At 49.8% G+C, this 16,270-nt stretch carries 5 protein-coding genes; all 5 read left to right on the top strand.

Annotated features, from left to right (window positions below):
- Nucleotides 1-21: 21 nt before the first annotated feature.
- Nucleotides 22-2,259 (top strand): M14 family zinc carboxypeptidase, encoded by a 2,238-nt coding sequence (locus OEV79_03815; GenBank protein MDH4210551.1) that lies wholly within the window; start codon nt 22-24, stop codon nt 2,257-2,259.
- Nucleotides 2,260-2,318: 59 nt separating this feature from the next.
- A complete protein-coding gene (locus OEV79_03810) occupies nt 2,319-4,382 on the top strand; it encodes a M14 family zinc carboxypeptidase (protein ID MDH4210550.1) in 2,064 nt (687 codons plus the stop codon).
- Between the two features lie 213 nt (nt 4,383-4,595).
- Entirely contained in the window at nt 4,596-7,547 is a 2,952-nt protein-coding gene (locus OEV79_03805; protein ID MDH4210549.1) for a M28 family peptidase, read from the top strand.
- Nucleotides 7,548-7,846: 299 nt separating this feature from the next.
- Nucleotides 7,847-11,686: a C25 family cysteine peptidase gene (locus OEV79_03800; GenBank protein MDH4210548.1), complete on the top strand. Its 3,840-nt coding sequence runs from the start codon at nt 7,847-7,849 to the stop codon at nt 11,684-11,686.
- A gap of 98 nt (nt 11,687-11,784) precedes the next feature.
- Nucleotides 11,785-15,573: a C25 family cysteine peptidase gene (locus OEV79_03795; protein ID MDH4210547.1), complete on the top strand. Its 3,789-nt coding sequence runs from the start codon at nt 11,785-11,787 to the stop codon at nt 15,571-15,573.
- The last annotated feature ends 697 nt before the right edge of the window (nt 15,574-16,270 follow it).

Below are 16,270 nucleotides of genomic sequence, written 5' to 3'. Positions count from 1 at the left end.
CAAGCAAACAGGGGGTTATTGATGAAACGGCTCATTGCCATTATGTTCTTGATGTCGACACTTACCATGGCCCAGGATATGATCGTCCGGGTCTATGCAAATTCATGGCATGATTTGGGAAGAATCGATAAAAAATCTTTGGATATCGCCGCCGGTAGATATGGCGAATGGTACGATTTGGTGGCCGACCACGCACTGCTCAGTAAAATCGTTGCGTCTGGTCTGCCTTATGAAGTCACCGTACTCAGCCTCGAATACGAAAAGGACCAGGTGCGAGGTTCTTACCTATCTTATGCTGAGATCAATGATTCACTCAGGCAGATGGCCCTCGACCACCCATCCATTTGCATGTTAGATTCACTGCCTTTTACGACTTATGAAGGCCGCTGGATATACGGTGTGAAAATATCGGACAACCCACAACTTGAAGAAGACGAGCCTGGTTTCACGCTGGATGGGTGCCATCATTCACGAGAGTGGGCGACCCCTCAAGCCGTGCTCTTCTTTGCCGATTCGATGATCCGTTCCTACGGACAGGTTGCCGAGATCACTGACATAATAAACGGAACACAGATCTACTGCTTCCCGTTGATCAATGTCGACGGTTATGTCTACGATTACCCATCCCAACTCTCATGGCGCAAGAACCGCGAGCCTTTCGGCGGTTCGATCGGCGCTGACCCCAACCGGAATTATGGCGGCGCGTGTGACGGTGAAATAGCCGGTTACTGGGGCGCGGCGGACGAAGATCAACTCACGCATAACCCCTCGTATGCTACCTTCTGCGGCGCGTTTGCCTATAGCGGCGACGAGATATGGGCTTACACCACTTTCATACGCGAACACAAGATCGCCACTGGATTCTCATTACACAGCTATGGCGAGCAGGTAATGTATCCATGGGGATACAAACCGCAAGGCACACCGGATGCTACACTCTACGATGAAAAAGGGTATCACATGGCGAGTATGATGCAGGGTCTCTATGGCGGAACATACGATCCCGGCCAGTCCTATTATAACCCCTATCCGAGTGCCGGTAACACGCGCGACTGGGTATATGGCTACAATCACTACGTGGCCGGGCTTTCAGCATTGTTCTACGGTTCAGAGATCGGCACAACTTTCTACCAGAATGAAACCCAGCTTGATTTCATCTCGCGCCAGGTCTTCAAAGCGGCAAAGTACCTGGCCGGATTTGCCGACTCATTGATGATCGCGACCGAAGGCGTCGTCCCGCCACCCGCTATCTGTCCGATCGGTCAAACGACCAGTGACTTTTCAGTTACCTGGCACCCCAGGAACGTCGAGCACAACAACCCTCTGTACTGGGAGTTGCTCGAACTATCGGATCCTTCAATAATCGAAGACGACCTCGAGACCGGTACAGACCGGTGGCTGCTTCAGGGATTCACCCTGTCGACAACCCAGGCGCACTCAGGCACGCACAGTTATTTTTCCGGCAGCGTGAACGACATGAACAATGCGGTACAGAGTATCCATCCCCTTCTTGTGAGCAACGACGATTCTGTCACCTTCTGGTGCTGGTATAACCTCGAAACGAATTATGACGTTGCCGTGGTAGAAGTTTCCGAGAATACAAAGGAGTGGTTTAATCTTGATACCACAAGGTTTAACGGAAATTCAGGCGGGTGGATCCATAAAGCTTACCCGCTTGAGAACTGGGTGGGACGTTCAGTGTACATCAGGTTCCGTGCCATGACCGATGGCGCAGTGCTCAATACTGGCTTCTATGTCGACGATATTTATCCAACTTGTCTATTCAACGATGTAGATACTGTCATGTCAGATATCGCCGACACCCTTTATGATTTTGTAGGTCACCCGAGCGGCGAATACTACTACTTGGTACGCGGCTATAACTCCACCTGGGGCTGGGGTGATTATTCCTGTCTAGTCTACGCCGAAGTCATGACCGGCATCGAGCAAAACGAAGTAATAAAGCCAGAGAAAATCGTTCCATCTCTATTCTTAGGGAACAGTCTCTTCACTGACCGGCTTCAAATCAACTACACACTCAGTGAAGCAGAACTTCAGGCTGCGCATTTGCGCATTTATGACGCGGCAGGACGTCTGATCAGAGACCTATCCGCCCAGTTATCTGCAACTGGAAATCCATCATCGCTTGCTTGGAACGGTCGGGATGCTTCAGGCAGAACAGTTCCAAGTGGTATCTACTTTGTCAAACTGGATTGGGCTACAGCACAAACAGTGAGCAAGGCGATCCTACTGCATTAAGCGGTATCGATGTCGATAAAAATAGCAAGATTCAAGAGCCATATGTTGGAGGAAAATCTGTGTCCATACTACGCGTGTCAGTAGTATTTTCTTTGATTTTATTGAGTATTGGATCCGCCGAACGAAATGAAACGATAAGACTCGCTGAAATAGGGCTGCAAACCCACGACATGATCTACACGCTGAGTGATTATCGCCTGACCATTGTTGATGCCGGTGATGACTTTGCCAGGGCGCTCGTAAACGACAGTGAGATAGCCTTACTCAGGCGCGCGGGTTATGATGTAGTTGTCCTGATCGATGATTACCAGGCATACAAAGACGACATTTTCCAGCGGGGTTTTTACCATACATATGAACAGCTTTACGCGGTGCTCGATTCATTCGTCAGCGAATATTCAAATATCTGCCGCCTCGACACGGCCGGTTTCAGTGTTCAAGGGCGGGCCATCTGGGCAATGCGGGTTACAGACAATCCTCAGATCGAAGAGAATGAACCAGAAATCAGACTCGGCGGCAATATCCACGGCGATGAGCACATCGGAACCGAGATAACGCTATATTTCCTGAGGCATTTGCTCACAAACTACTCAGTTCTTCCCGAAGTGCACGCTTTGGTCGACAGTAACGAGATCTGGATCCTGCCGACTCTCAACCCGGACGGCAAGGTGGCAAATACGCGCCGTAACGCAAACTACGTCGACCTGAACCGGGACTACGGTTATTTCTGGGACGGCTGGGGCGGCAGCCCTGGGCCATCATCACAGGTCGAAAGCCAGGTCATGATGCAGCACCTCGAAGAGAACAACATTTCCCTTGAGTATAACTATCATTCGTCCGCACAGTACGTCAACTACCCCTGGGATTACCATCCGGCTGACCCAGCAGACAGCCAGCATATCATTACGTTGTCCGAAACATACGCCACTTCGGCAAACCTCGTGGCGATCAACGGTTACGACTGGTATCAGACACCAGGCTCGTTACAGGACTACACTATCGGAACGAATGGTGCCCTTGCCTGGACCATAGAGACCTTTGAACCCTCGTCTTCGACGGCGATCGACCAGATATGCTTTGCCAACCGTGAAGCTTTGATGGAGGTCTGCGAGTGTGCTGGATGGGGAATCACCGGCACCGTCAAAGATTCGCTCACCGATTCTTTACTGTGTGCGAGAATTGAATTCACCGATCCAGACCGCATCGATATTTATGCGGATCCAATGCTTGGCGATTTTCACAAGATGGTCGAGCCGGGATCATATAAATTAAGGGTCTCGGCAAACGGCTACGCGCCGAAAACAATTAGCGATGTTAACGTGACTCCTCAGAGTACCGTTTCAATAGATGACATCCTACTCCTGCCCGATTCCACTTACCACCATGCATTCAAAGTCATCGTGAACCGTTACGCTAATCATGACGAACAGGGAAATAAAACACAACCACGACATACACTCGGGCCCGCAGATAGCATGTGGTTTTCCCTGGGGCAATCGGGATATATCGTTCTTGACATGGCACCGAATTCATTGATCACCGACGGACCGGGTGACGATTTCACCGTATTCGAAGGAGATGACGGAACCGATGAAGGCTATCAAGTTTACGCAAGTAATGATTGGAACGGTTCATGGTTATCGTGCGGTTCAGATACAGGCACGGCGAGTTTTGATCTCGCCAGTGCAGGTATGTTTGAAGCGCGGTATCTGCGAATCGTCGACGATGGGAACATAACAGGAGGACAATACGCAGGTTTTGACCTGGATGCAATTCATGCCGGGCATCCAACAGGGATATCGGACGACCGACTGGTTGAAATACCACATTCATTCATAAGCTTCCACGTACTGCCGAATCCATTCCGGCAGTTGACAAAGATCGGATTCCAGATAACCGGAGAGCTGAACGGCACAGGCGTAACCATTGCCAATATTGAGATCTACGATGCTGCCGGCCGTCTTGTTCGCAATCTTATGCCCGACGTCAATGAGGCTGGCATCCATGAAGTCAACTGGAACGGATACGACAACAGTGGTCAGGAACTACCGGCCGGTGTCTATTTCGCGAAACTGAGCGCTGGTGTCCATGAACAATATGAGAAAATTGTTTTGCTGAGATAATGAAAGTTACTTTCTGGGTTCAAGCAGGGAAGCTAACCATGATTCGTCTGAAGATTCCAGCATCTCAACCCAATAACTAATGAAATATTGGTTGACGGTGGTCGGTTGCGAAGGGCGATTCGTTGTCGAAGGACGGTTTCGATGAACGATACCGTTTTCCGTTTCGCATGTCGATACCGTACAACGAATAACTACCTTTCATAGGAGGTTTTTATGTTAATTAGAAAATTGTTTATTGTATGGTTTCTATTCATGACGGCAGCATTTGCAGCCGACTATCTCGTCAAGGTCGACCTGGACGCGCAGAGACTGGACCCGCTTTTTGAAAATAGCCTGAGACCGATCGCCGAACTCGACAATACCGCTATCTTGATCGTGGACGATAATGAACTCGATATACTTCGTCAATATTCATTCTCCATAATCGAAAAGGACCCCGAGGAAGGAAGATATTACCTTGTACACAAAACCGACGAGCGCCTTGATCTAACAGACTATGGAGAAATTCTGATGACCGACGGTTCGGTGCATCTGCTCAAAATGAAGCCGGATATGCTGGAAGCACTAATAAGGGAAAAAGTGGAAATCAGCCGGTTGATGTTCACGCCGATCGTCAGGAGCGGCCAGCGGGCAACGAGTTTCTACTACAACCCACTTGTGCAGACGATCGTCGACCAGGTCGATCCCGATAGTGTTCTCAGTGTCGTCCAACGTTTACAGGATTTTGTCACCAGATACTCGACCCATGACTCATGCGATGCCGCTGCCGATTACATTGCCAGCAAATTCAGCGACTACGGATGTGATTCTGTTTACTTTCAGTACCACACAACCGGACACGCGCCGAACGTGGTCGGTGTAAAAACCGGAACATTGTACCCGGACAGCATTTACCCTGTAATATGCGGACATTTCGATGCGACATCCTACCTTTCGCCGAACATTGCGCCAGGTGCCGATGACAACGCGAGCGGCACGGCCAGCGTTATTGAAGCAATGCGTGTCATGCGCGATTATCAGTTCGAATATTCCATAAGGTACATAGCTTTCTCCGGTGAAGAATTTGGCTTATATGGAAGCTATTACTACGCTTCACTCGCCCGTTCTCAGGGTGACAGTATTCTAGGCGTTCTAAATGCCGACATGATCGCCTATGTTAATGCTCAACCTGAGAGTTTAGAAGTTATTGCGAAAATCTCCAACCCGCCGTGCGAGCCATTTGCAGATTTCATCATTGCGGCGGCCGATTCTTATACTACCCTGCTCACCAGGAAAAGAATGGTCACTTCTGCCGCAAACTCTGACCACCATCCATTCTGGCAGAACGGATATCTTGCGGTATGTAACATCGAAGACAGCCCGCTGGCAAATCCTTATTATCACGAACCCGGTGATACGATCGGCGCTGGTTACAACAACAACGCTTTCTGTACGGAAGTAGTAAAAGCTCAGGTGGCAGCTCTTTCACTGATGGCCCGTCCCCTGGCAACGGCATACTTGACGATGCCTGACTACTGGATCGTCGATACTGCACCGGGCGGTAATGGAAACGGGCTGTGGGAGAGCGGTGAGGAAGTCGATCTGGTCATTCAGATCTACAACATGGGTGTTGATACGGCCAAGAATACCTATGGGCTTATCAACAACACCAGTCCTTATGTGACTCTACAGGAAGACAGCTGTTATATAGGAAACGTTCTTTCGCAAGAGACCGTCGAGATGTCATTCAAGATGTCAGCAGCGGGCTCGGTACCCAATGGATACGAAACGGACTTTGATCTTAGTGTAGCATGTAACACTGGCAATTGGGATTACTCGCTTCAGGTCTTCATTAACCCTCTGCCCAGTATCACTTTTTGCGAATATACGATCATCAATGGCAACGGTATACTCGAACCCGGTGAAACAGCGGATCTCGTCATCACACTCACCAATGGAGGTGCCGCGCCTGCACAGAATGTCAGTACAACCCTGATGAGCAATTCCTCGCACATCACGATAGTTGATAACTCAGGCAATTTCGGTCAGATCACAATCGGTGATACGATAGCCAACAGTTCGGATCCGTTTACGGTGACGGCGGGTGTGAGTGCGCCGTATGGGATGTTGGTGGATTGTGATTTAGTGGTGGTGGCGGGTTTGTATGTGGATACGTTGCCGTTTGAGTTAGCGATTGGTGAGCCGGTGCCGTCGGATACGGGTTATTATTATGCGTATTATTCGGGTGGTTTGCAGGAGTATGCGCCGGAGTTTGCGTGGTTAGGTTTAGCGCCGCCGGGGCCTGGGGTGATCGTTTCGGAGATTACGAATGAGGATGCGGATACGGTGACGGTGACATTGCCGTTTACCTTCCGGTATTATGGGACGGATTACGGTTCGGTGGGGATATGTTCGAACGGGTTTTTGGAGTTAGGCAGTTCGACCTATCGGTTTGGTGCGAATACGGGGATTCCGGCGAGTGGTGGTCCGCGGGCGATGGTGGCTGGGTTTTGGGATGATTTGGATCCGTCGTTAGCGGGTGATATTTATCAGTATTATGATGATGTGAATCATCGTTGGATGGTTGAGTTTTATGATGTGGCGCATTATGGGGCGACTGGGGATCGGGAGACCTTTCAGATGGTTTTATTGGATCCTTTGTATTATCCGACGCCGACTGGTGATGGTGAGGTAATGGTGTATTATTTGACTGGTTTAGCGCAGCCTGGGGCGACTTTTGGTTTAGAGAATGCGGCTGAGACGGTTGGTTTGGAGTATTATTATGATGGGGTGTATCATGCCTGGGCTTGGGCGGTGACCGATTCGTTTGCGGTGCGGTATACGACCTATCCGCCGGATTATTTAGGGGTTGAGGAGTACGGTAAGTCGGCGGGTGTTGTCTGGCGGACGTCCTTAGCGCAGGTGGTGCCGAATCCATTTACTGGTCTATTGCGGATTGATTATGTGTTAGCGGCGGGTATGGTTGGTGGTCGGTTGAGTGTTTATGATATATCGGGTCGGTTGGTTTGTGATTTATCGGACGAGTTGTCGGTGGTTGGGCAGCCCGCGTCGGTGGTTTGGCGTGGTCTGGATGCGCAGGGTCGTCGGGTGCCGGCCGGTGTCTACTTTGTCCGGTTGGAGACCGCTGATTCCCGCCAGGTCAAGAAGGCCGTGCTTTTGAGATAATAATAAATGGTTCTAAGGGTTGGGATGCTGGGACTATATACAAAATATCCGTTGTTAGCGTCTAGCCTCTCAACCCCAACCCGCTAACCATATTTTTACGTGTTGACAAATCAGAATGAGGAAGTAGAATAATAGATTAAATAGACTTAAGAGGTATGTTCTAGCGAGGGCTGCACAGCCAGAATGTAATCAGAATACGGTATTTTATTAAAAGAGAGATGGGCTGAGGATTTGGGATGTGGATTTTTCTCCAGCATCCCAACCTTAACCCAATAACTATATTGTTTGAAGGAGGTTTGATGAAAGGCTTTATGATCTTAATGGTTGCAATGGTCAGCATAGCCACTGCGGCTGAAGTAGTAGCATTTGAGGACAACTGGGGACAGTACCCCCTTTTCAACGTTGTCTCAGAGAATCCATCTGGCATGGAAATAGTATTTAGTATTCGTGAATTGGTGATCGAAGACATCGAGGTCGACGGTGTGATGATGAAAAACTTCGGTGTTCCCGGCATCTTCCTTTTCAATGATGAAGGCGCCCCGAACCTGTCGGGCACGGCACGCTATATCGCTATTCCCCAGGGTGCCAGGGCGCAATTCACCATCATCAACTCTCGTACCGAAGTTTATCACAATGTCGATGTTGTACCGGCGCCAAACATCCCGAGTGAAAACGATGATTCACCGCTTCGATATGAGAAGAATACGACGATCTACAACCGTAATGCTCTGTATCCTGAATCACCGGTGATTCTCTCGCCGCCGGAAAAGATCAGAGGTGTGGATGTAGTATCGTTAGGGATTACGCCGTTCCAGTATAATCCCGTAACAAAAGAATTGATAGTCTACAAAGACATCAGAGTGAAGGTTGATTTCATCGGAGGTAACGGACACTTTGGCGATGACCGCTTGCGCAGTCGCTTCTGGGAACCTCTCCTCCAGGGGCACTTGATAAATTACGGTTCCCTGCCCAAGATCGATTTCTACGCGCCAGAACGAGTCAATGCGCGCGACGGCTGGGAATATATAATAATCGTACCGGACGATCCGGTATTTGAGGCATGGGCAGATACTATCAAGTTGTTCCGCAAGCAGCAGGGCATTTCATGCGAAGTATTCACTCTTACTGAAGTAGGCGGCAGTTCTACTACAGCGATCGAGAGTTTCTTGAACACAGCGTACGCTACTTGGAACCCGGCACCGGTCGCTTTCTTACTGCTATCTGACTATCCCAGTTCGGGTGAAACGTACGGCATACTGGCGCCTATGTATACTGGCTACCCCGGTCCCTGCGCTTCTGACAACATTTATGCTGACGTCGACGGTAATCACTTGCCAGATATGCATCACGCACGTATCACCGCACAGAACGAAACGCATCTGAGCACGATGATCAATAAATTCCTGAGTTACGAACGTAACCCCTACACCGCGGCGAATTTCTATGACGAGCCCTTAATGGCGTGTGGTTGGCAAACCGAACGGTGGTTCCAACTATGCAGCGAGGTAGTGCGCGGATTTATGATCAATGGACTGGGCAAAAACCCGGTGCGCGAGTATGCAATTTATTCAGGTACGCCCGTTGTCGGTGGACCCTGGTCAACCGCCGCCAATACGGGAACCGTGGTAAGCTATTTCTATAACCTCGGCTGGCTGCCTGCTACGTACAACCCATATGATGCCAACTGGTGGAGCGGCGGCTCGGCACCCGGCATAAACGCAGCGATCAATTCAGGTGCATTCCTGCTGCAGCACCGCGACCATGGCTATGAGTATGGTTGGGGTGAACCGGATTACGGCGTTAGTCACCTTAGCGGACTGACCAATGACATGTATGTATTCGTTAATTCGAGCAATTGCTGCACTGGTAATTATACGATACCGAACCCGTGCTTTGCTGAAGCATTCCATCGCATGGAGCATGGCGCGCTTGGGCTCAATGCGGCTACCGAAGTGAGCTATTCTTTTGTCAATGACACTTATGTGTGGGGTTCGTACGATGCAATGTGGCCTCAATTCATGCCGGCTTATCCGTTGTACGGAACCGAGGTGCTGGGCTATAGTAATCTGAGGCCTTGCATGGCAATGACCTCGGGCAAATACTTCTTGCAGCAGTCAAACTGGCCCTCGAGCCCATCGGTGAAGACGATCACTTACCACCTGTTCCATCATAATGGAGACGCCTTTAATGTGATTTATTCCGAGATCCCAACTTCACTTGCGGTCAGCCATGCACCAAGAATACTCACATCCGCGACGAGTTTTCAGGTGACGGCTGATGACAGTGCGATAATCGCGTTGACCGTGGATGGCGAGATCATTGGCGTGGCCGAAGGAACTGGCGCGCCAGTCAACATTTCCATCGCGTCTCAGCCTGCGGGTTCTGTGGTAAAGGTTACCATAACAAAATTCAACTACTATCGTTATGAAGCTGACCTCCCGGTTGTACCGACAAGTTACGGATTTCCCACTGTTGCTTCCACACTACTTACTGGTGCCGGAAGTAATGGCCAGATAAACCCAGGCGAGACGATCGGCTACGGCGTTTATCTAAAGAATATGGGACCCCAGACCCTTCAGTCAGTCCAGGGTTTACTGAACAGCTCTGACCCGTATATCAACATAACGGCCGATTCAAGCTGGTATGGCACGATTGCCGAATTCGATTCTGCCCGCTCAACGCCGGACTATTCATTCACGATAGCGAATAACTGCGCGAATGGCTACACAATAGAGTGCGCCCTTGAAATACATGATACTAATGACAGCACATGGACGTACAACCCCTCATTCACGGTTTACGCCCCGATGTTGACTTACCAATCCGTGAGTGTGGTAGGTGGTGCATGGAACAACGGCATTCTCGACCCGAGCGAAACCGCTGACCTTGTAGTGACGGTACTGAATGAAGGTGGCGCGGATGCGGAAAATGTGACTGCGACACTAAGCAGTAGTTCGTCAGGTATCAGTATTACCGACAATAGCGGCAGTTTTGGCACGATTGGCATCGGCAATACCGGATCCAACAGTTCGGATCCGTTCACGGTCTATGCCGCCAGCAGTATTCCGTTTGGTACACTGGTTAATTTCACGGTTGCCGTTCAGGCTGGTGTATGCGCAGATACCTTTGATTTTTCTATACGCGTCGGTCGCTCTGTGCCAACCGACACGAACTATTACTACGCGTTCTATTCAGGCGGTCCGCATGCCCAATCACCTGCCTACAGCTGGTTTGCGATCGACTCAACACAGACTGCGAACGCCGGTGTCTCACTTGATCTGATCCGCAATCAGACTGCTGTCGTTGATCTTCCTTTCACTTTCCGTTTCTACGGAAATGACTACAACCGGATATCGATATGCTCAAACGGATGGATCTCCATGGATTCGACAGATTCCTATGATTTCTCAAACACCAGTATTCCCAACATCGATGGTCCGCCGTCAATGATCGCGGGCATCTGGGATTATCTGGAACCGGGCACGACAGGACAGCCGGGCGACATCTATTATTACTACGACGCGGCAAACCACAGATTCATCGTCGAATTCTACATGATCGAGCATTACCCAACACTCGGCCACCACGAGACCTTCGAGATAATCCTGTACGATCCTGTGTATAATCCGACGCCGACTGGAGACGGTGAAATACTGGTGCAGTACCTGACCGCTCTGCAACTATCTACGAGTGTCACCATAGGCATCGAAAATGAACCGCAGACAGTAGGTATTCAGTACAATTACAACAACAACTATGATAGTCTGGCCGTAGAGATCACCGACGCATTCGCGATACTGTACACGACGATAGCACCGACACCCGGAGTCGAAGAATACGGCAAATCAGGGATTTTACCTACCCGCACACAGATGATGACGCTTCATCCAAACCCGTTCATGAGAAGCATGTCGATTTCCTACCAGGTCGCTTCGCAGGGTAATATAAGTTTACGCGTTTATGATGCTGCAGGCCGTTTGATTTCAACGCTGGCCGACGGATCCAGAGAGCCTGGTTATTACACGGTCAACTGGCATGGTTTTGATGACCGTGGTCGCAAGGTGCCGGCCGGTGTGTATTTTATTAAATTCTCTGCCGAAAATTATCAGAGCGTGCAGAAGACAGTTCTTTTGAAATAACAACTAATGGTCTGAGGGTCAGGGTTAGGATGCTGGACTCCATATCGTTTCTAGCGTCCAAACCCCAACCCAATTACCATCTTTTCCAAGGAGGTAAGATGCAGAAGGTGATGTGTTCATTAGTTTTATTGATCTCCATGGCTATGGCGGTTCAGACGGTATCGTTTGAGGGTAGTTGGGGTGAGTATCCTCAGTTCAACGTGGTGTCTGAGACGCGGGCTGGGTTGGAGATTGTTTTCAGTCTTCATGAGATGTTGATCGAGGATATGGAGCTTGATGGGGTGCCGATGCAGAGTTATGGTTTGGCTTCGGTTTATATTCCTCAGGCGGGGGCGCCCAGTTTGGGTGGTGCGACGCGTTATGTCGCGATCCCGCAGGGTGCGCGGGCTGAGGTTGTGTTATTGGATTATCGGACCGAGGTTTACCATGGAGTTGAGGTCTTGCCGGCGCCGAATATTCCTTTGGAGACCGATGATAAGCCGTTGCGTTATGAGAAGGATTTAGCGGTTTACGGTCGGGATGCTTATTTCCCGGCCTCGCCGGTCTTGGTCAGTGAGCCGATGCAGATCCGTGGCGTTGATGTGGTGATCATGAATGTGACGCCGTTTCAGTACAATCCGGTGACTAAGGAGTTAGTGGTATACAAGGATTTGCGTTTTCGCCTTGATTTTGTTGGTGGTAATGGTCGGTTTGGTGAGGATCGTTTACGCAGTCGGTTTTGGGAGCCGATCTTGCAGGGTCATCTATTGAATTATGCGTCATTGCCGCCGATTGATTTTTATGCGCCGGAGCGAGTGAATGCCCGGGATGGTTGGGAGTATGTGATCATTATCCCGGATGATCCGGTCTTTGAGGCTTGGGCAGATACGATCAAGGCCTGGCGTAAGTTGCAGGGGATCAGTTGCGAGGTGTTTACCTTGACCGAGGTCGGTGGCAGTTCGGCGAGTGCGATCGAAAGTTTTCTGAACACTGCTTATGCGACCTGGGATCCGGCGCCGGCGGCTTTCCTGCTCTTATCTGATTATCCTTCGTCCGGCGACCTGTATGGCATCACCACGCAAATGTACGGAAGCGGGGTTGCTTCGGACAACATGTATGCGGATGTCAACAGCGATCATATGCCGGACATGCATCATGCCCGGATCTGTGCGCAATCCGAGTCGCAGTTGAGCACGATGATCAACAAGTTTTTGAGCTACGAGCGTCAACCTTACACTGCGGCCAACTTCTACAACAATCCCTTGATGGCGGTTGGCTGGCAGACCGAACGTTGGTTCCAGCTTTGCGGTGAGATCATTCGTGGTTATTTTATCAATGAGCAGGGCAAGGATCCGGCCCGGCAGTACGCGGTCTATCTGGGTACGCCGACGGTTGGTGGTCCCTGGTCATCGAATTCCAACACCTATATGATCGTTGCCTATTTTGGCACGGCTGGTTTGGGTTATATCCCGGACACCAATCCTTATGATGCTTCCTGGTGGAATAATGGTTCGGCGACCGGTATCACCAATGCGATCAATTCGGGTTGTTTCCTGCTGCAGCATCGTGATCATGGTATGGAGACCGGTTGGGGTGAGCCGTCGTATACGAATTCCAATCTCAGCAGTTTGACCAACACGATGTACACGTTTGTCAATTCGAGCAACTGTTTGACCGGCAAATATATCTGGTCGAGCGAGTGTTTCACCGAGAAGTTTCACAGGATTCAGTATGGTGCGATGGGTTTGAACGCGGCGAGTGAGATCTCGTATTCATTTGTCAATGATACCTATGTTTGGGGCTCGTATGATTGTCTCTGGCCTGATTTCATGCCGGCGTATCCGGTGATGGGTCCGCAGATTCCGATCGGACAGCCTGACCTGTTGCCTTGCATGGCCATGACCTCGGGTAAATACTTCCTCCAGCAGTCGAACTGGCCCTACAACACCAGTTCTAAAACCGTCACTTACCATCTCTTCCACCACCACGGCGACGCCTTCTCCGTCCTCTACTCCGAAATACCACAAAACCTGACGGTCGCTCATGCACCTACGCTGGCAGGAGGTGTCACATCCTTCACCGTGACGGCAGATGATAGTTCAGTAATCGCCCTGACAGTAAACGGCGAGATCATCGCGGTCGAGGAAGGAACCGGCACACCACAAGCGATCACCATTCCTTCTCAGAATCCTGGAAATACAATGATCGTCACGGTAACAAAGGCAAACCATTATCGCTATGCTGCAGATGTCCCGATCGTATCAAGTACTTATCCTTATGTGACATATATCGGAAGTATAGTTGACGACGCGACAGGTGGAAATGGCGACGGTATTGTCAATCCCGGAGAAACGATTGACTTAGGCATCTGGGCGAAGAATGTAGGCATCGGTACTGCCCAGAGCGTTTACGGCATGCTCGAAGTCTCCGATACGTGCGCTGTTCTGACAACCGATTCGAGCTGGTATGGCAATATTGCGCAGGATGATTCGATACTCTCGAATCCTTACTACAACTTCAGTATTATTCCATGCTGCCCGAATGGCCACACGATCAACTTCACACTAAACTTCTGTGACACCAATGACAGTATGTTCACTTCATACCCGGCGGTCACGGTCTACGCGCCGGTTTTGACCTATCAGAGTGCCACGGTCATCGATGGCGGCAACGGGATAGTGGATCCGGGTGAAACGGTCGACATTGTCGTGACCATCGAGAACGAAGGTGGCGCAGCTGCCAGCAACGTTACTTCTCTGCTAATGACAACCTCAGGTTTTGTCACGATAAATGACAATGTCGGTATCTTTGACGATGTTGCGCCGGGGGATACTTCGAACAACAGTGCGGATCCGTATACGATCACGGCGGACAGTTTGACGCCGATCGGGACCGCGGCTGATTTTCAGGTCGTCATCACTTCGGGGGTTTATGTTGACACCCTGGAGTTCAGTTTGGTGATCGGTAAGAAGCATTACTACATTTGGAATCCGGATCCGACGCCGACCCCGGGTCAGAACATGTATTCGATCCTGGATGGTTTGGGTTATACCGGTGATATTGGTGGGTCGTTGGCGCCGGATTTGATCTTATACCAGTCGGTTTTTGTTTGTGTTGGTATTTATGCCAGCAATTTTGTGATCAACAGCGGCAGTGCCGAGGCGGCCGCGTTAGTGAATTATCTCCAGACTCAGGGTGGTCGGATGTATCTTGAGGGTGGTGATGTTTGGTATTATGATCCGCTGGGTGGTGGTTATAATTTCTGTCCGTTGTTTGGTATCAGTGCGATTTCGGATGGTAGTGATGATATGGGGCCGGTGCTTGGTGAGGCGGGTACTTTTACGGCCGGGATGAATTTCAATTATGCGGGTGAGAACAACTGGATGGATCATATCAATCCGACGGGTAGTGGTTTTCTGGTTTTCCGGGATGGTAACAACAACTACAATTGTGGGGTGGCCAATGATGCGGGTACGTATCGGACGGTTGGGACGTCGTTTGAGTTAGGGATGTTAGTGGATGGTGCGGTGCCGTCGACGCGGGCGGTGTTATTGGATTCGATCATGCACTTTTTTGGGATTACGGTGATGCCGGGTGTTGAGGAAGGTATGGAGTTAGCGGGTGTGCCTTTACGGACGGCGTTAGCTGCGGTCTATCCGAATCCGGTGTTGCGGGTGATGAGTATTCGTTATCAGTTGGCGCGTGAGGCGGTGGTTGAGCTGGTGATGTATGATGCGGCGGGTCGTTTAGTGCGGACTTTTGCCGATGGTATGCAGGCGGCGGGTTATTATACGGTGCAGTGGGATGGTTGTGATGATCTGGGCCGTAAGGTGCCGGCTGGTGTTTATTTTGTCCGTCTCGACACCGATGACTACCAGGATGTACAGAAGACCGTGCTACTCAAGTAACAAATAATCGTCTAAGGGTTGGGGTTGGGATGCTAGAATACAGCAGCCCGGCCCCACCCTAACAACCAAAGACCAAATAGAAACGTTATTTTCGTTATTCGCGTTAATACCGCTAATTTCGCTAATCTCGCTATTTCCGTTAGTTTCGTTATTTTCGCTAATCCCGTTACTGTCGTTAATTCTCAACTTCATATCCTTTCAACTTCTGATATTCTATTTGTCTGCGTCATTCGGTTTCGAAAAGCGGTACGTTGTCGAAACATGGTCTCGGTTTCATACCGCAGGAAGTTACCACTATACGAAACGGGCATCGTAGCCATTTACCCATTACCCATCTTTGTCGGTTGACAACCCTTTCCCTATATATAGAATTATGTGATAGAATGTATTGCAGGGCTAAGAATAATATTAGCTAATTTGATTAATATTAGCCCCGAATGATCTTTTTAAAATGTATTTTTATACGATTTCGTTCACGACGCAGCAAGATATTCGAAAAAGTGATGGTTAAGGTTATCGGTTGCGAAATGCGATTCATTCATCGGTATACGGTTTCGGTAGACCAAACCGTGGGACGATACGTATTTCGATACTGTAGACCGAACAACCATCTTTTATAAGGGGGTAGTATGCAGAAGGTGATGTGTTTATTAGCGTTACTGATCTCCATGAGTTTTGCGGTTCAGACGGTATCGTT

The sequence above is a fragment of the candidate division WOR-3 bacterium genome (assembly GCA_029858255.1).
Taxonomy (GTDB): Bacteria; Hydrothermota; Tepidihabitantia; order SM23-42; family SM23-42; genus SM23-42.
This window is presented reverse-complemented; position numbering and strand designations above follow the sequence as displayed.

Coding starts and splice junctions, on each gene's coding strand:
- OEV79_03815 (MDH4210551.1), top strand. CDS start 22: ATGAAACGGCTCATTGCCATTATGTTCTTGATGTCGACACTTACCATG.
- OEV79_03800 (MDH4210548.1), top strand. CDS start 7,847: ATGAAAGGCTTTATGATCTTAATGGTTGCAATGGTCAGCATAGCCACT.
- OEV79_03795 (MDH4210547.1), top strand. CDS start 11,785: ATGCAGAAGGTGATGTGTTCATTAGTTTTATTGATCTCCATGGCTATG.
- OEV79_03805 (MDH4210549.1), top strand. CDS start 4,596: ATGTTAATTAGAAAATTGTTTATTGTATGGTTTCTATTCATGACGGCA.